Genomic DNA, 22039 nt, shown 5'->3' on the forward strand with positions numbered 1-22039 from the left:
TTTTTATAAAAATGGAAAAAATATTCAATAATACCGAAGTTGCTTTTAGTTTAAAATCTGACACAGAACTAGATAGAGCCTATTTTTTATTTAAAATGATTGCCAGCGAACCTTTGGTAAAAATAGGTACTGCTGTAACCAATTTTGCAATCAAAGCACATTTACCCGTAGAAGGTTTAATAAGAGCTACTGTATTTGATCATTTTTGCGGTGGTACTACCGAAAATGATTGTTTAACTGTAGTAGATAAAATGTTTATAAAAGGAGTTTCATCTGTACTCGATTATTCTGTTGAAGGCAAAGAAGAAGAAGCTCAGTTTGATGCAGCTTTACAAATGACATTAAAAACGATTGACTTTGCCAAAGAACGCCTCGCCATACCTTTTGCTGTATTTAAACCTACTGGAATAGGAAGACTAGACTTGTATGAAAAAGTAGGTGCAAAAAAAGAACTTTCAGAAACTGAAAAAACCGAGTGGGAAAAAGTTTTAGATAGATTTGATAGTATTTGTAAAACGGCTTACGAAAAAGATGTAGCATTGTTAATAGATGCCGAAGAAAGTTGGATGCAAGATGCCGCAGATGCTATTGTAGAAGACATGATGAAAAAATACAATAAGCACAAAGTAATTGTATATAACACGCTACAAATGTATCGTTGGGACAGAATGGATTACCTAAAAAAATTACATGAGCAGTCTCAAAAAGATGATTTTCATATAGGTATGAAACTTGTACGAGGCGCTTATATGGAAAAAGAAAATTTAAGAGCCAAAGAAATGGGCTATCCTACTCCAATTTGTGCATCTAAACAAGCTACCGATGATAATTATAATGCGGCTGTAAGCTACATGCTACAAAACATAGATACAATGGCCATATTTGCAGGTACACACAACGAAGAAAGTTCGTATTTATTAATGCAAATGATGAATGGGAAAATTGCAAAAAATGACGCTCGTATCTTTTTCGGACAATTGTATGGCATGAGCGATAATATAAGTTACAATCTTGCTGCGCATGGTTACAATGTAGCAAAATACTTACCTTTTGGGCCTGTTCGAGATGTAATGCCTTACCTTATTCGTAGAGCAGAAGAAAACACATCGGTTGCAGGGCAAACAAGTAGAGAATTAAACTTATTAAAAACAGAACGCGAACGAAGAAAAACAAATTCATAATGAATGTAAACGAAGAGGTTCACAAAGCTTTTGAAGTTATTTCGCAAGGAGGAATTATTTTATATCCTACAGATACTGTTTGGGGAATAGGTTGCGATGCTACAAATGAAGATGCTATAAAAAAGATTTATCAACTTAAAAAGCGTGTTGAAACAAAAAGCATGATTGTTTTGATGAATGGCGATAGAATGCTCTATAATATATTTAAAGAAATTCCAGAAACGGCTTTTCAAATTTGGGATTTGTCAGACAAACCCACAACAATCATATTAGACAAGCCGCGAAATGTAGCACCCAATCTAATTGCAAATGATAACACACTAGGAGTACGTCTTGTAAAAGAACCATTTTGTTACAAATTACTTGAACGTTTAAAAAAACCATTGGTTTCTACTTCGGCAAATATTTCGGGAACTGAAACGCCAAAGTGTTTTAAAGAAATTAGCCCCGAAATACGAGCAGGCGTTGATTATGTTGTAAATCTGCATCAAGATAAAACAAATTCAAAACCGTCTACAATTATTAAATTATCTTTAGATAATCAAGTAAAAATTATTAGAAAATAACCTTTTTAAGTTTTAACTAATAAGCTTAAAATTTTGCTAACCAATGAATTTTAAACAACATTTAGATAACGATATTTTTAAAATTATAACACAAGCTGCCCAACAACTAAATTTAGAATGTTATGTAATTGGTGGTTTTGTTCGTGATATTTTATTACATCGAAATCAAAAAAAAGACATCGATATTGTGGCTGTTGGTAGCGGTATAGAATTGGCTTTACAAGTATCTCAATTATTGCCCCATAAGCCCAAAGTTCAAGTTTTTAAAAATTACGGCACAGCCATGTTGCGCTATAAAGATATTGATATAGAATTTGTTGGCGCTCGCAAAGAAAGTTATACCGAACAAAGCAGAAACCCTTTAGTAGTCTCTGGCACATTACAAGACGATCAAAACCGTAGAGACTTTACGATAAATGCTTTAGCTTTTTCATTAAATCATGATAATTTGGGCGATTTAATTGACCCTTTCAACGGATTAAAAGATTTAGATGCCAAAATCATTAAAACCCCGCTTAATCCAGATATTACTTACAGCGATGATCCATTACGAATGTTAAGAGCTATACGCTTTGCTGCACAATTAAACTTTGAAATCGAAGAAAATTCGTTTCAAGCTATTACGCATAATGCGCAGCGTATTGCTATTATTTCTGGCGAACGTATTGTAGAAGAACTTCACAAAATTTTGGAGACTCCAAAACCATCTATTGGATTTTTGTTGTTGTACAAATCAGGGCTTTTAGAACTTATTCTACCCGAGCTTACTGCCTTAAATTTTGTAGAAGAAATAGAAGGGCAAACACATAAAAATAATTTTTATCATACACTCGAAGTAGTCGATAATATAAGTAAAAACACCACCGATGTTTGGTTGCGTTGGGCAGCACTACTCCATGATATTGGTAAAGCTCCTACCAAAAAATTTACCAAAAAAAGTGGGTGGACTTTTCACGGACATGAATTTTTGGGCAGTAAAATGGTGAAAAAAATATTTGAACGCTTGCATATGCCTTTAAATCATAAAATGAAGTTTGTACAAAAAATGGTTATGATGAGCTCCCGCCCTATTGTGCTTTCTGAAGATATGGTTACAGATAGCGCTGTGCGAAGATTGGTTTTTGATGCTGGCGAAGATGTAGAAAATTTGATGACGCTTTGTGAGGCAGACATTACTACCAAAAACCCGAAAAAGTTTGAAAAATACCACAAAAACTTCGAGATTGTACGCAAAAAAATTATAGAAGTTGAAGAGCGTGATCATATTCGAAATTTTCAACCACCTATTTCGGGAGAAGAAATAATGGCATTGTTTAATTTAAAACCATCTCGTGAAATTGGCATACTTAAAGAAGCTGTAAAAGAAGCCATTTTGGAAGGAGAGATTACAAATGATTATGAATCGGCTTTAAAATTTGTACTCAACAAAGCTGAAAAAATTGGACTGAAAAAAGTGAGTTGATAAATTCTATAAATTATGAAGAAAATTTTTACTCTTATTGCATTATTAACTGTAACTATATTTTTTGGTCAAGAAATAAAGACTGAAGATTGGACTACTGACTTAAATTTTTTGAAAACAGAATTGCCCAAAAAGCACAAAAATTTGTTTTTTAAGGTTTCTAAACAAGACTTTGAAGCAGAACTAAATAAAATAATATTAAATTTAGATAAAGACTCTGATGTTGAAACCTCCATAAAATTAACCCAATTGATAGCCAAAATTGGAGACACACACACCATGGCAAATATTAGTTCTTTTTTTAAATCAAGATACACTATCCCACTTAACTTGAATTGGTTTAAAGAAGGCTTGTTTGTTACAGGAACTTCAAAAAATAATTATGAAATACTAGACAAAAAAATTGTAGCCATTAATAATTTTAAAGTTGAACAAATTGTAGATAGTTTAAAAACACTTTTTGTAGATGAGAATTTAGGTATGGTAAAAACAAATACTGATAACTTAATTAGAGTTAATGCATTACTAAAATATTTTGGGTTTTCAAAAAATAATGAAAATAGTTATAGTATAGAGGTAGAAGATTTAGAAGGGAAAAAATATTATCATACACTAAATGAAATTGAAACAGATAATGTAAAAAAAGACTTTATATCAACTAAACTAAACACTGAAAAACCATTCTATTTAAACGGAAGTGGAAAATTCTTTAAAGATGAATATTTCGCTCAAGATAAAATCTACTATATTCAATATAACAAGTGTATTAGCAAAGAAACTGTAGAAAAATATGGTGATAAAGATGAAGCTTACAAATACCCTTCTTTTGATGAATTTTCAGAAAAAATAATAAAAACTATAAACGAAAAAGATATAGATAAATTAATTTTTGATATTCGATTTAACAAAGGAGGAAGTTCTTATTTAGCAGAAAATCTTATTAATAAAATAGCAGAAAATAAAAAACTAAACAAAAAAGGAAAGTTATTTTTAGTAGTAGGAAGTGATACTTTTTCTTCAGCAATTTTTAATGCTGTATACTTTAAAGAAAAAACCAACGTAATTACAATAGGAGAAGAAACAAGTGGAAAACCAAATCATTATGGTTTTGTAGGTTCTTTTGTATTACCTTATTCTCAAATAAAAATAAATTATTCTAAAGAATATTGGAAATTAACAGATGATAATGTAAATACTTTACCTATAGATTACAAAATAGAAACTAGCTTTCAAGACTACAAGAATGGTTTGGACAAGGCTTATGAGTTTGTGAAAAATTTTAAAAATTAAAGAGTGGATCAAGATTTAATTGAAAAACAAATCCTTTTACTCAAAAAAAGATTTGAAAATAATAAAATAGTTCGAGAAACTGTTCAATGGAACAATATAGAAGCAAAATTAAAAGCAAACCCAAAAAAATGTAAAGCTTTAAGTGCTATGGAATCCTCAGGAGGTGAGCCTAATGTGGTTTTTTATGATTTAGAAAACGACGAATATTGGTTTTTTGATTGCGCTATAGAAAGTCCGTTGGGAAGAAGAAGCCTTTGTTATGATGATGAAGCTCTTGAAAATAGAAAACAAAACAAACCCCAAAATAGTGCTTTGAATTTGGCAACACAAATGGAAGTAGAAATACTAAACGAAGAGCAATATACTTTTCTTCAAAATCTTGGTAATTTCGACATAAAAACTTCTAGTTGGTTAAAAACAAACGATAGTGTAAGAAAACTTGGTGGTGCAATTTTTGGAGATAAGCGATATAATAGAATGTTTATTTACCATAATGGTGCAGAATCTTATTATGCTTCTAGAGGATTTAGAGCATGCTTAAAAGTTTAAATATATGACAAAAAATAAATCTATTATTTATTGGTTACTTACAGGTTGTATACTTGTATTTATTATGGTGGTTGTAGGCGGTATTACTCGTTTAACAGGTTCTGGGCTTTCTATGACCGATTGGCATTTGGTTACCGATACTTTTCCGCCTATGAGTGAAACTGCTTGGCAACACGCTTTTGAAGAGTATAAAAAATTTCCAGAATACCAACGTATCAATAGCCATTTCACCATAGATGATTATAAATTTATTTATTTTTGGGAATGGTTTCATCGATTTATTGCACGCATTTTAGGTGTAGTATTTATTGTTCCGTTTTTATATTTTTTGTTAAAAAATAAACTAGACAAGAGTACATTAACAAAATGCTTGTTCTTACTTTTTATGGGTGCTTTTCAAGGTTTTTTAGGATGGTTTATGGTAAAAAGTGGTTTGGTAGACTTTAACCGTCCAGATGTAAGCCATTTTCGCCTCTCTATGCATTTAACCTTTGCTTTTTTAACCTTTGCTTACACGCTATGGGTTGCTTTAGACCTTATTTATCCTGAAAAACAATCTGTTAATTTCAACTTACGCAAATGGGCAAGAATAACTTGGTTTGTATTACTTATTCAAATTATATACGGTGGCTTTGTTGCTGGGCTAGATGCTGGTTTTGTACACAACCATTGGCCACTTATGAGTGATGGGCAATTTTTTCACGAAAGTATTAGCCTAGAAAAACCAACATGGTTATTACGTTTTACCGAAGGAAAAAGTGGTGTTCAATTCGTACATAGAACCCTAGCTTATGTAGTTGTATGTTTAATAATAATTTTATTTTATAAAGCAAGTAAACAAAATCCTACTGCAACTCAAAAAAAAGGACTTTATATGTTGCTTTTCATTGTATTTATACAATTTTCATTGGGTGTATTTACACTTTTGTACGCTGTACCGTTATGGTTAGGAGTAACTCATCAAGCAGTCGCATTCTTTTTACTAGCCGCTATGACATTTACCTTACATAGAATGTCGAAATAATACGTTATATTTGAAATTTATTAAAATAAAATGAATAAAATAACATTAATTTTAGGATTATTTCTAGTTTTTATCTCGTGTGAAAAAGACGATATTTGCGACGAAAGTACTACGAAAACGCCTTTGTTGGTTGTTGAATTTTTTCAGTATGGAGTTCCTCTAGACCAAGCGAAAAATGTAACCAATTTAAAAATTAAAGCAAGTACTGCAACTGATTTTTATGTATTTAATTCTACCGCAACAGACAACACAAAATACCTAGCCAATAACACCAATAAAATACAAATTCCATTGCAAGTAGATGCAAATTTTACGCACTATACATTCACACTAAATAGTACCGATACTACCTCAATTACAGACGATATTCAATTTAATTACATCACACAAGATTTATTTGTTTCTAGAGCTTGTGGTTATAAATCGGTATTTAATTTAAACACAACCAATCCTATTACTACCTCAAACAACTGGATTGAATCGGCTGTTGTAAACCAATATTTTATTGAAAATCAAAAAGTTACACATGTTAAAATTTATTTTTAAAATTTATATTTTCCTTTTTACTTTTTTGGTATTTGCTCAAGAAAAACCTAAAGACTCTTTACCTGTTAAAACCGATAAGTACGGATTAAGGTTGGGTGTAGATTTATATAAATTATCACGAAGTTTTTACGATAAAGAATATAAAGGTTTAGAATTGGTAGGCGATTTCCGTTTAACCAAAAAACATTATGTAGCTGCCGAAATTGGTAATGAAAATAAAACAACTTCAGAAACGTATCTTAATTTTACTACCAAAGGAAGTTATATAAAAGCAGGTTTTGACTACAATACTTACGAAAACTGGACAGGAATGAACAATTTAATTCATTTGGGATTCCGCTATGGTTTTAGTAGTTTTAATCAAACGCTAAACTCTTACTCCATTTACAATACCAATCATTATTTTAACACAGTAACCAATTATCCTACTACAAAGTACGATGGGTTAACTGCAAGCTGGATTGAAATAGCATCTGGAATTAAAGTAGAAATTTTTAATAATTTGTTTATAGGAACTAGCGTAAGACTTAATTATTTATTATCGAATAAAAAACCTGAAACTTTCGACAATTTATACATTCCGGGGTACAACAAAACATACAACGGAAAATTTGGTGTAGGTTTTAACTATACCATATCTTATTTTTTGCCAATATTTAAGAAAAAAGTTGTGGCAAAAACACAAAAAAAATAATTACTTAATTTCTTTAATCTCTTTAGAAAAAATTGATTTCATAAACAATTTTTCTCCTTCTTTGGTTTGTGTAGCTTGAAATTTTGGAGCTAAAAATGATGCCGATACAGCAGATACAACTGGTAACCAAAACCCTTGAAGTGATGTAAAATATTGTAATGCTACTCTAAATATAACGAATAGAACTGCAAAAAAAAGGAAGTTATATAAAAATGCTTTATTTTTTTTTGACATACGTTTATGTTTTTTTAATACCAAATTCGGTCCATGTTTTTTGTAATAGTTTTGTTTCTTTTCGAATTTTATAATTTTTCTTAATCATTTCGGGTTTTACATAGCCACGGGCATGATCTAGATGTATACAAACTGTAGAGTACCTTAACTGCTTGGCTTGCACACCATTATTTATCAATCGTTCTCCAAATTCTCTGTCTTCTCCTCCGTATTGCATACGCTCATCAAAACCATTTACTGCCAAAAAATCTCTTTTCCATCCTGAGGCATTATGACCGTTCCAACTTGCATTTGTAGGTGTAATCGTATTGAGTAACCAACTTTTAAAGGTACTATTGGTAAGTTTATTATTTTTGAAAGAACTTTTAATACCGTATTTTTTAAGCCAATGAATATCAAAACATCTACCCGAATAAATATCTTCTTTGGTTATATCTTCAGAAATTTTCATAGGCAATTTATAATACCCTCCCGATAAAAAATATCCCTCTTCGCGGTATTTAATATGGTTTTCTACAAAATCTTCTCTGGGTATACAATCACCATCACTCATTAAAATATAGTCTGTGCTAGTAGCTAGTATGGCTTTGTTTAAAATAATGGTTTTTTGAAAGCCATTATCTTCATGCCAAACATGTTTTATACTGTAAAAAACTTCTGTAGCTATTTCGTCTAAACATTTTTTGGTTCGCTCATCAGATCCATCATCGGCAATAATTACTTCAAAATTTCTATAGGTTTGTGTGTTATACCCATAGAGAACTTTTTTTAACCACTCGGGAGAATTATAAGTGCTAATAATTATGGAAATATCTATTTTCATCGCTTGCAAAGATAATTTTTTTCTATATTTGAATCATCAATTTTAGTGTAAATGTTATCACTCTCGGTTATTATTCCTACATACAACGAAGAAAGTTATTTAGAAGATTGTTTAAAATCTGTTGGCTTTGTTAATCAAATAATAGTTGTTGATTCTTTTAGTACCGATGCGACTATAAGTATTGCAAAAAAATACAATTGTGAAATTATTCAGCGTAAATTTGACAACTTTTCCAATCAAAAAAATGAAGCTATAAAATTAGCCAAACACGATTGGATACTTTTTTTAGATGCAGATGAGCGTATTACTCCAAAATTACAGTACGAAATAGTAAATACAATTTCTAATTCGAATTCAAAAATTGGTGGTTATAAATTACGATTTCCTCATTTTTATATGAATCGATTTCTATACCACACTGAAAACAAAGTGGTTAGACTTGTTAAAAACAAAAATATACATTTTGAAGGAGAAGTTCATGAAAAACTCATTCATGAAGGCGATGTTGGCGTTTTGAAAAATAAAGTTTTGCATTATACCTACAAAGGTTTATTCCATTATATCAAGAAAAAAGATTCTTACGCTTGGTTTCAAGCAAAAATGTCATTAGAAAAAAATAAAAAATCATCTTATTTTTTACTGCTATTTAAACCTTTTTACCGATTTTTTCACACCTATTTTATCAGAAAAGGTTTTTTAGATGGTATACCAGGTCTTGCCGTTGCAACTATAGATGCGTATGGCGTTTTTTCTAGATATGTAAAAATGATACTTTTGGAAAAAGGAATCAAATAAATTTTTAATCAGTATTTTCGATACTCTTGTAGGCATCAATTATTTTTTTCACCAATCTATGGCGTACAATATCTTTATCGTCTAAATATAAAATACCTATTCCTTCTACATCTTTCAACACCAAAAGTGCTTCTCGTAAACCTGAAATGGTCTTTTTGGGTAAATCAACTTGACCAGGATCTCCTGTTATAATAAATTTTGCATTTTTCCCCATACGGGTTAAAAACATTTTCATTTGACTATGTGTGGTATTTTGAGCCTCATCTAAAATTACAAAAGCATTATCCAAAGTTCTACCACGCATAAACGCAAGTGGCGCTATTTGTATGATGCCTTTTAAAATATAATCTTCGAGTTTTTCTGGCGGAATCATATCGCGCAACGCATCATACAAGGGTTGCATATATGGATCGAGTTTTTCTTTCATATCACCAGGAAGAAAACCTAGATTTTCTCCAGCTTCTACAGCAGGTCGTGTTAATATAATGCGTTTTACTTGTTTTTCTTTTAAAGCTCTAACAGCCAAAGCTACACCTGTATATGTTTTGCCTGTACCCGCAGGCCCTACTGCAAACACCATATCATTTTTTGCAACAAATTCTACAAGTTTTTGCTGATTTGGAGTCATGGCTTTTATAAGCTTTCCTCCTAACCCATGCACCAAAATTTTATCTTGCTCGTCTATGCGTTGTTCTTCGGCAGAGGTGCTTTGAATAACCCTATCAATAACATTTGTATCGATGTTATTGTATCGAGTAAAATGAAGCATAAGTCGTTTAAAACGGGTTTCAAACTCATCTAGCTCTTCTTTTTCACCAAAAACTTTTAGTGTGTTTCCTCGTGCAACAATTTTTAATTTTGGATAGTATTTTTTAATAATTTCAAGATGAGCATCTTGTGTACCCCAAAATTCTTTTGGAGCAATATCAACTAGTTCAATAATTCTTTCGTTCAAGCGTATATTTTTTAGTTTAAAATTTACTAATATATTAGTAGCTTTGCATATTTCCAAATTTAGAGAAAATAGGTATTCATTTTACAATAAGTTATAAACAAATTTATGTCAATAATTACATTAACTACCGATTACGGCCACAAAGACTATTTTGTAGGAGCTATAAAAGGTAAGCTAATTGCGGCAGAAAAAAACATAACTGTTGTAGATATTTCTCACGACATCGATCCGTTTAATATTGCCGAAGCTAGTTATATTTTGGGTAGAGCTTATCAAGGTTTTCCTGTAGGTACTATACACATTATAGGTGTTGATGTAGAAAAAAATCATGAAAATCAGCACGTTGCTATTAAATGGAATGACCATTATTTTATAGGAGCAGACAATGGTATACTAAGCATGATGCTACAAGGCAGTACACCTCAAGAAATGGTTACTTTAAATTTAGGCGAATCTGTAAAAGATTTGTCTGATATTGATATTATTTTGTATTCTGCTTTGCATTTGGTACATACAAAAAGTTTAGAAAGTATAGGTACTACAACTACAAGTTTAAAATCTATTTCACAATTACAAGCCTCTATAAGTACTGATGCTAAAATAATTAGTGGTAATATTATTTATATAGACCATTTTGGAAACGCTGTAAGCAATATTACCCGCGAACTATTCTATAAAAATGTAAACGGACGCACTTTTGAAATAAAATTTAAACGAAACAAAATCAGCACAATTTATACTAAATATTCCGATATTGCCGTTGGAACTAATTATCCTATAAAAAATTATGAAGGCTTACAAATGGCTCTTTTTAATGAAGCAGGTTTTTTGGAAATTGCTATTTTTAAAAGTAATCCTAATGTAGGAAGTGCTAAGAGTTTATTGGGTTTAAATTATCACGATGTAATAACCATAGAATTTAATTAAAATGTTTATACGAATTGTAAAAATGACTTTTCACGAAGATAAAATTGAAGATTTTTTAACTAATTTTCATCAGGTGAAAGAAAAAATACGAAACACTACAGGCAATAGTCTTTTAGAATTATACCAAGACAAAAATAATCCTTGCATATTCTTTACTTACAGTTACTGGAATGAGGAGCAAGATTTGGAAAATTACCGCAATTCTGACTTATTTAAAGAAGTGTGGAGCTATACAAAAACGCTTTTCAAAGATAAACCAGAAGCATGGAGTGTAGATAAAAAAGTATCATTAGAATAACCAAAATAAAACAATACAGTACTTACACGATTTTAATACCCATTACAAAATGAAATCAATACTAGTAAAAGAAATTAAATCCTTTTTTGGATCACCAATAGGCTATTTGGTTATAGCTGTATTTTTGTTGATAAACGGTTTGTTTCTTTGGGTTTTTGAAGGCGACTTTAACATTTTAAATAGCGGTTTTGCCGATTTAACGCCGTTTTTTACTTTTTCTCCTTGGGTACTCTTATTTTTAATTCCAGCAGTAACCATGCGTAGTTTTTCTGACGAAAAAAAACAAGGTACAATAGAGCTTTTGTTTACAAAGCCAATTTCTATTTGGCAAATTGTTCTAGGAAAATTTTTAGGTGCATTTATCCTCATTATTTTGGCACTACTACCCACACTTATTTATGTATATACTGTCTATAATTTGGGCTATCCTGTAGGAAATTTAGATTTTGGTAGTACTCTAGGCTCTTATTTTGGATTGCTTTTTCTTATAGCCTCTTATTGTGCTATAGGTATTTACACTTCTACTCTTTCTGAAAATCAAATTGTTGCATTTATTTTGGCAGTTGTTTTGTGTTTTATACTATATTTTGGTTTTGAAGGAATATCAAATTTATTTAAAAACTTTCAAGATGTAATAGCGCGTTTGGGCATGGATTATCATTACCAAAGTATGAGTAAAGGCGTTATAGATACCCGAGATATTTTGTATTTTTCATCTATTACTACTATTTTTTTGGCTGCTACTGTTTATAAACTTAAATCGTTGAAATAATTGACCATGAACAAATCTTTAAAACATATACTCTCAATTATAAGTATTGCTTTGGTAATTAATTTTGCGGGACATTACTTATACAAACGATTTGATTTAACTGCCGATAAGCGTTATACACTATCACCAACAACGGTGTCTATTGTCAATAAAATAGACAAACCTGTGTATGTAGATATTTATTTGGAAGGAAATTTTCCTGGAGAATTTAAAAAATTACAATCTGAAACCTTACAACTACTCGAAGAGTTTAAAGCATACAACAATCAAATTATTGTAAATTTTAAAAATCCTCTAGAAGACCAAACAAATCAAGAAGCACAAAAACTTGTAGCCAAAGGTTTAACGCCAGTGAATATTACTGTAGATGATAAAGGAAAAAAAACAGAAACCATGGTTTTTCCGTGGGCAGAAGTAACCTGTAATAATAAAACGACCAAAGTAGCTTTGCTTAAAAATATGATGGGAGTTTCTGCCGCAGAAAAAGTTGTAAGCTCTGTACAACACTTAGAATACGGATTTGCCAACGCTATCAATACCGTAATTACCGCAAAGCAGAAAAAAATTGCAATGCTTAAAGGTAATGGTGAAACAGATGATATTTTTATTGCTGATTTTATTAAAGCCGTAAAAGAAAATTATTTTATAGGCACTTTTACACTAGATTCTGTAGCCAAAAACCCTACAAAAACCTTAGAATATCTAAAAAAATACGACTTAGCTGTAATAAGTAAACCTACACAAACCTTTACTGATGAGGAAAAACAAGTACTCGATCAATTTATTATACACGGAGGCAAAACATTGTGGATGGTAGATGCAGTAAATATTGAAATGGATAGTTTGTACAATGCTACGGGAGCGGCTATGGCGTTTCCGAGAGATTTAGGGCTAAACGATATGTTTTTTAAATACGGAATTCGCATAAAACCCGATTTGATTAAAGATATTATGGCAACGCCTATTGCACTTGCTACGGGCGAAGAAGGTAGTGGTACACAATACAATCAATATCCTTGGTTTTATTCGCCCATGATTTATCCATTGGAAAACAAAAACAAATCTAAAACCAACCCAATAGTTAGCAATTTAGACGCATTAAAATTTGAATTTACAAACCCAATAGAGTTACTTAAAAACCCAATACATAAAACAGTTTTACTTCAATCGTCGCCTGCTTCCAAAGCTGTAGGAACTCCTGTTGAAATCAATTTAAACATGGCTGCCGAAAGACCAAATCAAGCCGAGTTTAAAGATATGGGTAACATTCCGGTAGCGGTATTGCTTGAAGGTAAATTTAATTCTGTGTATCAAAATAGAGTTTTACCTTTTGAGCAAAGTAATTTTACTCCTCAAGGTTTACAAAATAAGATGATTGTAATTTCTGATGGCGACATCATGAAAAATCAATTAGACAAAAATTACCAACCTATGGAATTAGGTTTTGATAAATGGACTAACCAATTTTATGCTAACAAAGAATTTTTGCTCAATTGTGTAAATTATTTACTCGATGACAAAGGATTAATTAATATACGAAACAAAGAGGTTGCAATACCAATATTAGACACCGAAAAAGTGTACCAAAACTATACAACCTATCAACTTATCACTGTTGGATTACCATTGGTATTGTTATTAATATTTGGCGTGGTATTTACCTACACTCGAAAATTAAAATATCAAAAACGTTAAAACAACCATAAATTAAAGCATTCATTAACACTAACTGCTATAAAATTTAGGCTTAGCTTAGTAAAAATTACTAAATTTTATGTAGGTTTGTAAAAAATAAAGAAAAATGAAATTTATTGTATCTAGTTCCTATTTATTAAAACAATTACAAGTTTTAGGAAGTGTTATAAATAGCAGTAATACGTTACCTATATTAGACAACTTTTTGTTTGAATTAAGCAAAAATACACTTACTGTATCGGCTTCAGATTTAGAAACAACAATGTCTGCAACACTCGAAATAGAGTCTAAAGATAAAGGTAGTGTAGCTGTGCCTGCAAAATTATTATTAGATATATTAAAAACTTTTCCAGAGCAACCCCTTACTTTTACTGTAGAAGAAAACAATACAATAGAAATAAGTTCAAATTCGGGTAAATATGCCATTGCGTATGCCGCTGGAGAAGAGTTTCCAAAATCAGTAGCATTAGAAAATCCTTCTTCTACACTAGTTCCTGCCGAAGTATTATCTACAGCAATAAGCAAAACTATTTTTGCTGCAGGAAATGATGATTTGCGCCCTGTAATGAGTGGTGTATTTTTTCAATTTTCTCCAGAAGGTTTAATATTTGTAGCTACAGATGCTCACAAACTAGTTAAATATCAGCGTACAGACGTAAAAGCTTCGCAAGTAGCCGATTTTATTATGCCAAAAAAACCTTTAACTATTTTAAAAGGTATATTAGCAACATCAAATGCAGAAGTTACAATAGAATACAATGATGCAAATGCTACTTTTTCGTTTGAAAACTATGTATTAACTTGTAGACTTATAGACGGAAAATATCCAAACTACGAGGCAGTAATACCAAAAGAAAATCCAAACAAATTAATTATAGACAGAACTTTGTTTTTGAGTTCAGTGCGTCGTGTAGCAATTTTTTCTAATAAAACTACACATCAAATACGCTTAAAAATTGCTGGTGCAGAATTGAACATTTCTGCCGAAGATATAGATTACTCAAACAAAGCCGAAGAACGTTTAACGTGCGATTACCAAGGCGATGACATACAAATAGGTTTTAATTCTCGTTTTTTATTGGAGATGCTAACCAATTTACAATCTGATGAGATTCAACTTGAAATGTCAATGCCAAATAGAGCAGGTATTTTAACTCCTGTAGATGGATTGGAAGAAGGCGAAACTATAACCATGTTGGTAATGCCAGTAATGCTAAATAACTAAATATTTATATAGTATTGTGCTAAAAAAAGTCGGTAAATTTACCGACTTTTTTTTGTATGCCTACTCTTCGTGTAGGGCTAAAATAGGTATTGCCATATGATTGGCTACTTTTTCTGTAAAACTATTTGAAAACAGAGAAGCAAAAAAACTTCTTTTATAAGTGAGCATCAGTAATAAATCTATCTCTTGATCGGTTACAAAATCATCAATAGTGCTTAAAACATCGTCATCTGGAATAATAAAAAAGGTAACTTTTTCTTTAGAAAATTCTTTTTCCCATTCATTTATTTTAGCGTCAGACACATCATCTTTACTAGTTTTTACATACAAGCATTTTACATGAGCATCTATTTTTTGAGCAATTTCTAAAGTTTTGTACAAGGCTTGTTTGTCTTTATCTCTAAAACGAGTGGTAAAACCAATGGTATCTACTTTGGTATATACCGCATTTTCTGGAACACTCAATACAGGCACAACAAGTGTGGTTATTGCTTCTCCTGTATTTGTTCCCAATAAAGCTTCTTTCCAACCTTCTGCTCCACTAGTTCCCATAATAACCATATCGGCATATTCTTGAGTTACTACATCATTTAGTACAGTAATTAAATCTCCTTGTTTTAAAATATGTTTTATTTTAATAGTACTTCCTCCTTCAATTTCACTTGCGAGTTGTTTCCATTTATGGGTTTCATTCGTAATAAAATCGGTTTGTTCTTTTTGATAAGTTTCGAGTACTAAAGGTAAATTTTCAGGATAAAATTGTAAATCTACAACAGGCGTTTCGTAGGTATGTACTAAAATGATTTCGCTTGAAAACTGAACTGCATAATGCACAGCATGCATAAAAGCATTTGTAGCAATGCTAGAAAAATCGGTAGGAACAACTATTTTTTTCATGATACAATTGGTTAGATTTTATACCTTAAAATTACTCAATATTCTATATAATATGTATGATAATAATCAGTTTTACCAAAATTTAACCTTTGAATAACTTGATTATTAAGAGTATCTTTGTGCAATTTTTAACTAGTTATGTATACTAATTCTACCATTGTTGCTCTAGCTACACCTTCGGGCGCAGGAGCTATAGCTGTAATTCGACTCTCTGGCCCTGAATCTTTATCGATTTGTGATGCCGTTTTTCAAGCTGTACGTTTTAAAAAAATATCCGAACAAAAATCGCATACTATTCATTTAGGAAACATAGTAGATGATGGTAAAATTTTCGATCAAGTATTAGTATCTCTATTTAAAAATCCGCATTCGTATACGGGTGAAGATGTTGTAGAAATTTCATGTCATGGTTCGGTTTATATTCAGCAACAAATAATACAATTGCTATTGCGCAAAGGTGCAACGATGGCAAAACCTGGCGAATTTACGCTACGTGCATTTCTTAACGGAAAATTAGATTTATCGCAAGCAGAAGCGGTAGCCGATTTGATTGCTAGTGATAACGAGTCTTCACATCAAATAGCGATGCAACAAATGCGTGGCGGTTTTAGTAACGAGTTAAAGTTATTACGTATGGAACTTTTAAATTTTGCCTCGCTTATAGAGTTAGAATTGGATTTTTCTGAAGAAGATGTTGAATTTGCAGATAGAACCCAATTTAGCATATTGCTCGATCGGATAGAAATGGTTTTAAAACGATTGATTGATTCTTTTGCGGTTGGTAATGTTATTAAAAACGGAATTCCTGTAGCTATTGTAGGCGAACCTAATGTAGGAAAATCTACTCTTTTGAATGCTTTGCTTAATGAAGAACGTGCCATAGTTTCGGATATTGCGGGCACTACTCGTGATACTATTGAAGATGAGATTGTACTAAACGGAATTGGATTTCGATTTATAGATACAGCAGGCATTCGTGAAACCCAAGATGTGGTAGAAAGCATCGGGATTAAAAAAACCTTTGAAAAAATTGAACAAGCGCAGGTAGTTATTAGCCTCCCCAACCCCTCCAAAGGAGGGACTTATGATACTGATAAAATGGTACTTGAGTTTGAACAACTAAAAAACAAATATCCTCAAAAAACTATTTTAGTCGTTATCAATAAAGTTGATTTATTGAATGATTCGCAAATTGATGTCATCAAACAAGTTATGCCTTGTTCTCTTTTTATTTCTGCCAAGAATAAGATGGGTATTGACGAACTTAAAGAGCAATTGCTTTCGTTTGTAAATACAGGTGTGCTACATAACAACGAAACGATAGTTACCAATACACGCCATTATGATTCGTTGCTTAAAGCTTTGGAAGAAATACAAAAAGTAAAATTTGGTCTCAATTCAGGGCTATCGGCAGACCTTCTGGCGATTGACATTAAACAAGCACTGTACTATTTTGGTGAAATAACTGGCGAAGTTACCAATGATGAATTGTTGGGTAATATTTTTGCTAATTTTTGTATCGGGAAGTAAATTAACGTTTTTTTATTGATACAGAAACCAAACGAGGTTGGCGATCAAAATGCCCCGTTTTTCTCATTAGCTTAATTTGTTTAGTAAGAATGTAATATTTGATGGGTGCTGTATTTATTCTGCTTGGAAAAATAGCTTGAATTGGGTGTTTTTTTGAGGGCTTAACCATTATGTTTATGCGGCTTTGCTGTTTGGTGGAAGACGGAAAGGTTCAAGCTCTTCTAGAGGAATGCCTGTGTATGTTGCATACTCTTTAAATGTGAGTTTGCATCTTTTATCTGTTTTATTAAAGAATACACGCATATCACTCATCTTTTGAGAAGCGGTACGTTGTGAACATTCTTCTATGTTTATAATATCTTTAGTCGTGATACAAATTCGTAAAATAGTTCTTGACATGGCTAATATGCTTTTGTTTTACTGAGTGATTTTGTTGTTTTTCCATAATTTTAAGTTAAAGTTAATTTTTTGAATAGGTAGCCTTTTATTGACTATTTTACTCCTTTTCTTTTTACAAATTTAGCGATAATCTAACACGTTTTTTCTTGAAGTTTTTAACAATATCGATAAGTTTTTAACAAGACTACTTTTTTTAAAAACTGGCTTTTTTGATTGTTTTTAGCCAAAAAAACTCGTTTTTACACTCATTTTTTGTGTTTTTTTGTTGTTTTTTGTTGTTTTTTGAAAAACCCAGTAATCTCTTTTTTATTGTTGGTTGTGTATTTTTTAGTTGGTTTGTTTGCGCTCTTTTTACGCTTATTTATGTACTTTGGGTGTGGGGTATCTCTAGCATAGCTTTACCATACTTTTGGCATACACTAAACATACACTCGGCATACACTTGGTATACACTCGGGGGATTTTTTAGTGTTTTTTCTAACGGTATAAAAAAACCTACAGAAACCCTAACTACAGATAAAGAAACTCGGTTTATTTAAAAAGCCTTTTAGCTCTTTTTAATGCTAGTTTCTTGATTTTTAATACTTTTTGTGCATGTCGAGTTGTTATGTATCATTGTTTTTATTAAAATTTTACTTCGAACACATATTTGTTATGTATTGATTTTTAATGATTTACATTTTTTTTATGTGCAAATATGGCAATTGTTGCTTTGTTTGGCAAGATATACTTGAATTGGGCTAATTTGTGAAAAATAATGCAAGACTATTCTATATTGGCAGTATTTACTACGGCTCTCTTACTACGTGGCTACCTTTGAGCCATTATTAATTATTAATTCATTAGAATATGGCAAAGTTGAAAAGTTTGATTAAATTGGAAGGTACGATTGAGGATCTTACTTTCTACAAAAGTGCCGATGGGTACTTTGTGCGCACCAAAGGTGGTGTGAGTAAAAACCGTATTATGAACGACCCTGCGTTTGCTCGTACCCGAGAGAACGGAGCCGAATTTGGCAGTATTGCGCTTTCGGGAAAATTATTGCGTACGGCATTGGGCCCTATGGTGTTTCGAGCGAAAGACAGTAAATTGACTAGTAGGCTTGTGAAAGTTATGGGACAAATTAAAAATTTGGACAGTGTGAGCGCCCGTGGCGCCCGCAATGTAGCGGAAGGGTTGAACAACTCCTCTTCTACTTCGGTTTTGGAAGGGTTTGATTTTAATGCTAAGGCTACTCTAGGCAGTGTGTTGAACTCGATTGTTACGGTTGATGTAGCCACTGGGGCGGTAAGTATTGCGGCATACAACCCCTTGGAGCAAATGCGTAGTCCTGAAGGGGCAAGCCATTTTAGTTTGCAGGTTGGTTTTTTGAACATTGATTTTGCAACGGGTGCTTATGAACTAACTCAAAGTGCTAAGGAGATTTATACGTTGGAGCATAGTATGATTGCCCCTGTATTAACTCCTGTGGGTACTCCTACTGTGAGTGGTACGGGTATGCATTTTTTGTTGATTGAGTTTTTTCAGGAAATAAATGGTGTGTCGTATATGTTGAATAATGGTGCGTTTAATGTGTTGCATTTGCTGAAAATGAGTTAGTTTTTGATGTTGTGTTCAAATAAACTGATTTAGAGAAACACCCTGCTCGTGGGGTGTTTTTTTTTGTTGTGAGTTGTGGGTTGTGGGTTTCAGGTTTCAGGTTTCAGGTTTGAGGTTTGAGGTTTTAGGTTTCAGGTTTCAGGTTGTGAGGTTTCTGGTTTTAGGTTTCGGGTTTTAAGTTGTGGGTTGTGAAGTTTCAGGTTTGAGGTTTGAGGTTTCAAGTTTGAGGTTTCAGGTTTGAGGTTTGAGGTTTCAGGTTTCAGGTTTCAGGTTTCAGGTTGTGAGGTTTCTGGTTTGAGGTTTCAGGTTTCAGGTTGTGAGGTTTCTGGTTTGAGGTTTCAGGTTTCAGGTTTCAGGTTTCAGGTTTCAGGTTGTGAGGTTGGGGGTTGTGAAGTTTCTGGTTTTAGGTTTCAAGTTTGAGGTTTCAGGTTTTAGGTTGGGGGTTGTGAGGTTGCGGGGTACTTTATAATAAATTCTTTGCTTGTATATGGCTATTACTATGTTTTTTGTTTTGATTTATTATAGCTTGTTTTCTAACCGAATTATGCCATTGCGCAAAACTCTCTTTATTATATCTTTTGTTGATTATGATTATAGTATTTGGTAGGTACATACTCTTATGTTTGGTTGATTTGTACACAATTTTTAATTGATAAACCTCTATTTACTTGCTTTTATTGCAGGTATCGGTTGGAGTTTATTTTGTAGCTGAAAATAAATAATAATTGACCAACTAAATATACAATCTCTTTTATTTAGACTTTTTTTGTGGTTTTGGTTTTGTTACTTTTCTATGTGGGCTGTTTATGATTTTCGTTTTTTTAGATTCAACTTTTTGGTTATACACCTTTTACATTTTATTATTTTGATTTACGGGTTTCCGTAAAATTTATAAAATCTGTTTCTATACTTTAGCTCTCAAGTACATTGTGTGTTTTTATTTGGCTTGAAAAACTGCTGTTTTTACGGCTTGCAAAGGTGTATTTTTTTCGTTATGTTTGGTGTATATTAATGCAATAATTGAAATGGCAAAAACCGATACTACCACTTTTGAACAAAAACTATTTAAATCGGCAGACAAACTGCGTAAAAATATAGATGCTGCCGAATATAAACACGTTGTATTGGGTTTAATATTCTTGAAATACATTTCTGAATCGTTTAGCGAATTGTACGAGAAGTTAAAAGCCGACGAATATTCTGATCCAGAAGATAGAGACGAATATTTGGCAGCTAATACTTTTTTTGTTCCAAAAGAAGCACGTTGGAGCCATATTCATGCCCATGCAAAACTTCCCACTATTGGTAAAACCATAGACGAAGCCATGCAAGCCATAGAAAGCGAAAACAAAGAATTAAAAAATGTTTTGCCACAAGTTTATGGAAAAGCCAATCTTGACAAAACTTCTCTGGGTGAATTGATCGATTTGATTTCGAATACCGAGTTGCAAGTAGAAAACGAAAACTCTAAAGACCTTTTTGGTAGGGTGTATGAATATTTTTTGGGTGAGTTTGCCAATGCCGAAGGTAAAAAAGGAGGTCAATTTTATACCCCAAAAAGTATTGTAAAATTGATGGTAGAAATGATAGAACCCTACAAAGGCCGAGTATATGACCCAGCTAGTGGTAGCGGTGGTATGTTTGTAATGAGTGAAAAGTTTGTAACCGAACACCGAGGTAAAATTAGCGATATTACAGTTTACGGACAAGAAAGTAACCAAACCACTTGGAAACTCTCTAAAATGAACTTAGCCATACGCAACATTAACTCTAAATTTGTGGTGTGGAATACCGAAGGTACTTTTTTGAAAGATGCGCACCCCGACTTGAAAGCCGATTATATACTTGCCAACCCACCGTTTAATCAAAGCGAATGGGGTATTGATATTTTGCAAGAAGACGGGCGTTGGAAATATGGTGTGCCACCAAGTGGCAATGCCAACTATGGTTGGATGCAACACATGTTGTACCACTTAGCACCAAGAGGTGTTATGGCAACTATTTTATCTAACGGTTCGTTGAGTTCTAACACAAGTGGTGAAGGCGAAATACGAAAAAATTTAATTGTTAATGACTTGGTAGAATGTATTGTAGCTTTACCTAAACAATTGTTTTACAATACGGGTATACCTGCCTGTATATGGTTTTTGCGTAGAGAAAAGGCAAATCGTAATAAAGAGGTTTTATTTATAGATGCCAGCGAAATGGGGTATATGAAAGACCGTGTACACCGAGATTTTACCGATGAGGATATTGATAAAATTAGCGATACCTACCACAATTGGCGAGGTTTTACCCCAGCCCTCTCCAAAGGAGAGGGAGTATATAAGGACATCAAAGGTTTTTGCAAAAGTGCCACCCTAGAAGAAATAGAAAAACACGGTTATGTACTCACACCTGGTCGTTATGTAGGCATAGAAGCTGTAGAAGACGATGGCATACCCTTTGAAACTAAAATGGCAACACTTACTGCCACTTTAAAACAGCAAATGGATAAAGAAGCAGCATTAAACGCTGAGATTGAAAAACAGCTTTCTAAAATTGGTTTTACATTAAATTAATTTTTAAAAAGACAACA

22 protein-coding genes are annotated in these 22039 nt (G+C 32.2%); 17 read left to right on the forward strand and 5 right to left on the reverse strand.

Features of this window, described 5'->3' with window-relative positions; genetic code table 11:
- The first annotated feature begins 11 nt into the window (after positions 1–11).
- The 8 genes from Q361_RS05700 to Q361_RS05735 are packed head-to-tail and all read left to right on the forward strand — an operon-like array spanning position 12 to position 7312.
- Complete coding sequence (locus Q361_RS05700) at positions 12–1181, forward strand: proline dehydrogenase family protein (protein WP_103725757.1); 1170 nt, start codon at positions 12–14, stop codon at positions 1179–1181.
- Positions 1181–1747: an L-threonylcarbamoyladenylate synthase gene (locus Q361_RS05705; RefSeq protein ID WP_103725758.1), complete on the forward strand. Its 567-nt coding sequence runs from the start codon at positions 1181–1183 to the stop codon at positions 1745–1747. The genes Q361_RS05700 and Q361_RS05705 overlap by 1 nt, the downstream gene beginning before the upstream one ends.
- A gap of 43 nt (positions 1748–1790) precedes the next feature.
- Positions 1791–3209, forward strand: a complete 1419-nt coding sequence (locus tag Q361_RS05710) for a CCA tRNA nucleotidyltransferase (RefSeq protein ID WP_103725759.1) — start codon at positions 1791–1793, stop codon at positions 3207–3209.
- Between the two features lie 15 nt (positions 3210–3224).
- Positions 3225–4499, forward strand: a complete 1275-nt coding sequence (locus Q361_RS05715) for a S41 family peptidase (RefSeq protein WP_103725760.1) — start codon at positions 3225–3227, stop codon at positions 4497–4499.
- Positions 4500–4502: 3 nt separating this feature from the next.
- Positions 4503–5048 (forward strand): DUF4256 domain-containing protein, encoded by a 546-nt coding sequence (locus Q361_RS05720; RefSeq protein ID WP_103725761.1) that lies wholly within the window; start codon positions 4503–4505, stop codon positions 5046–5048.
- A 4-nt stretch (positions 5049–5052) separates the two neighbouring features.
- Positions 5053–6072 (forward strand): COX15/CtaA family protein, encoded by a 1020-nt coding sequence (locus tag Q361_RS05725; protein ID WP_103725762.1) that lies wholly within the window; start codon positions 5053–5055, stop codon positions 6070–6072.
- Between the two features lie 30 nt (positions 6073–6102).
- Positions 6103–6618 carry a DUF6452 family protein gene (locus Q361_RS05730; protein WP_103725763.1) on the forward strand — a complete coding sequence of 172 codons (516 nt, stop codon included), beginning with the start codon at positions 6103–6105 and terminating at the stop codon, positions 6616–6618.
- Entirely contained in the window at positions 6599–7312 is a 714-nt protein-coding gene (locus Q361_RS05735) for a DUF6048 family protein (RefSeq protein ID WP_103725764.1), read from the forward strand. The genes Q361_RS05730 and Q361_RS05735 overlap by 20 nt, the downstream gene beginning before the upstream one ends.
- Here Q361_RS05735 and Q361_RS05740 read toward each other — a convergent pair whose 3' ends face one another.
- Both Q361_RS05740 and Q361_RS05745 read right to left on the reverse strand, forming a co-directional pair.
- Positions 7313–7546 (reverse strand): hypothetical protein, encoded by a 234-nt coding sequence (locus tag Q361_RS05740; protein WP_103725880.1) that lies wholly within the window; start codon positions 7544–7546, stop codon positions 7313–7315.
- Positions 7547–7550: 4 nt separating this feature from the next.
- Positions 7551–8369, reverse strand: coding sequence for a glycosyltransferase family 2 protein (locus Q361_RS05745; RefSeq protein ID WP_103725765.1), 819 nt, complete (start codon positions 8367–8369; stop codon positions 7551–7553).
- Between the two features lie 51 nt (positions 8370–8420).
- On the opposite strand from Q361_RS05745, the gene Q361_RS05750 reads away from it, so the two are divergent.
- Positions 8421–9164, forward strand: coding sequence for a glycosyltransferase family 2 protein (locus Q361_RS05750; protein ID WP_103725766.1), 744 nt, complete (start codon positions 8421–8423; stop codon positions 9162–9164).
- A 4-nt stretch (positions 9165–9168) separates the two neighbouring features.
- Here Q361_RS05750 and Q361_RS05755 read toward each other — a convergent pair whose 3' ends face one another.
- The gene (locus tag Q361_RS05755; RefSeq protein ID WP_103725881.1) at positions 9169–10119 is read right to left on the reverse strand and encodes a PhoH family protein; all 951 of its coding nucleotides are present in this window, start codon (positions 10117–10119) and stop codon (positions 9169–9171) included.
- Positions 10120–10224: 105 nt separating this feature from the next.
- On the opposite strand from Q361_RS05755, the gene Q361_RS05760 reads away from it, so the two are divergent.
- From Q361_RS05760 to dnaN, 5 genes are all read left to right on the forward strand, one after another.
- Positions 10225–11046 (forward strand): SAM hydrolase/SAM-dependent halogenase family protein, encoded by an 822-nt coding sequence (locus Q361_RS05760; protein WP_103725767.1) that lies wholly within the window; start codon positions 10225–10227, stop codon positions 11044–11046.
- Between the two features lies 1 nt (position 11047).
- Positions 11048–11344, forward strand: coding sequence for a putative quinol monooxygenase (locus Q361_RS05765; RefSeq protein ID WP_103725768.1), 297 nt, complete (start codon positions 11048–11050; stop codon positions 11342–11344).
- A 49-nt stretch (positions 11345–11393) separates the two neighbouring features.
- Positions 11394–12116, forward strand: coding sequence for a gliding motility-associated ABC transporter permease subunit GldF (gene gldF, locus Q361_RS05770; RefSeq protein WP_103725769.1), 723 nt, complete (start codon positions 11394–11396; stop codon positions 12114–12116).
- Between the two features lie 6 nt (positions 12117–12122).
- Positions 12123–13811 carry a gliding motility-associated ABC transporter substrate-binding protein GldG gene (gene gldG, locus Q361_RS05775; protein WP_103725770.1) on the forward strand — a complete coding sequence of 563 codons (1689 nt, stop codon included), beginning with the start codon at positions 12123–12125 and terminating at the stop codon, positions 13809–13811.
- Positions 13812–13917: 106 nt separating this feature from the next.
- Positions 13918–15036, forward strand: coding sequence for a DNA polymerase III subunit beta (gene dnaN, locus Q361_RS05780; RefSeq protein ID WP_103725771.1), 1119 nt, complete (start codon positions 13918–13920; stop codon positions 15034–15036).
- A 60-nt stretch (positions 15037–15096) separates the two neighbouring features.
- Here the strand turns inward: dnaN and Q361_RS05785 are convergent, their stop codons facing one another.
- Positions 15097–15933, reverse strand: a complete 837-nt coding sequence (locus Q361_RS05785; protein WP_103725772.1) for a universal stress protein — start codon at positions 15931–15933, stop codon at positions 15097–15099.
- Positions 15934–16071: 138 nt separating this feature from the next.
- Between Q361_RS05785 and mnmE the strand changes: the two genes are divergently transcribed.
- Positions 16072–17463 carry a tRNA uridine-5-carboxymethylaminomethyl(34) synthesis GTPase MnmE gene (gene mnmE / locus Q361_RS05790; protein WP_103725773.1) on the forward strand — a complete coding sequence of 464 codons (1392 nt, stop codon included), beginning with the start codon at positions 16072–16074 and terminating at the stop codon, positions 17461–17463.
- Positions 17464–17637: 174 nt separating this feature from the next.
- On the opposite strand, the gene Q361_RS13640 is transcribed toward mnmE, so the two are convergent.
- On the reverse strand, positions 17638–17862 hold the full coding sequence (locus Q361_RS13640) for a hypothetical protein (protein WP_146046982.1): 225 nt from the start codon (positions 17860–17862) through the stop codon (positions 17638–17640).
- 849 nt (positions 17863–18711) lie between these two features.
- Between Q361_RS13640 and Q361_RS05800 the strand changes: the two genes are divergently transcribed.
- A complete protein-coding gene (locus Q361_RS05800; protein WP_103725775.1) occupies positions 18712–19461 on the forward strand; it encodes a hypothetical protein in 750 nt (249 codons plus the stop codon).
- A 1025-nt stretch (positions 19462–20486) separates the two neighbouring features.
- A complete protein-coding gene (locus tag Q361_RS05805) occupies positions 20487–22022 on the forward strand; it encodes a class I SAM-dependent DNA methyltransferase (RefSeq protein WP_103725776.1) in 1536 nt (511 codons plus the stop codon).
- The last annotated feature ends 17 nt before the right edge of the window (positions 22023–22039 follow it).

This window comes from Flavobacterium croceum DSM 17960, from assembly GCF_002917885.1.
GTDB classification, from domain to species: Bacteria; Bacteroidota; Bacteroidia; order Flavobacteriales; family Flavobacteriaceae; genus Flavobacterium; species Flavobacterium croceum.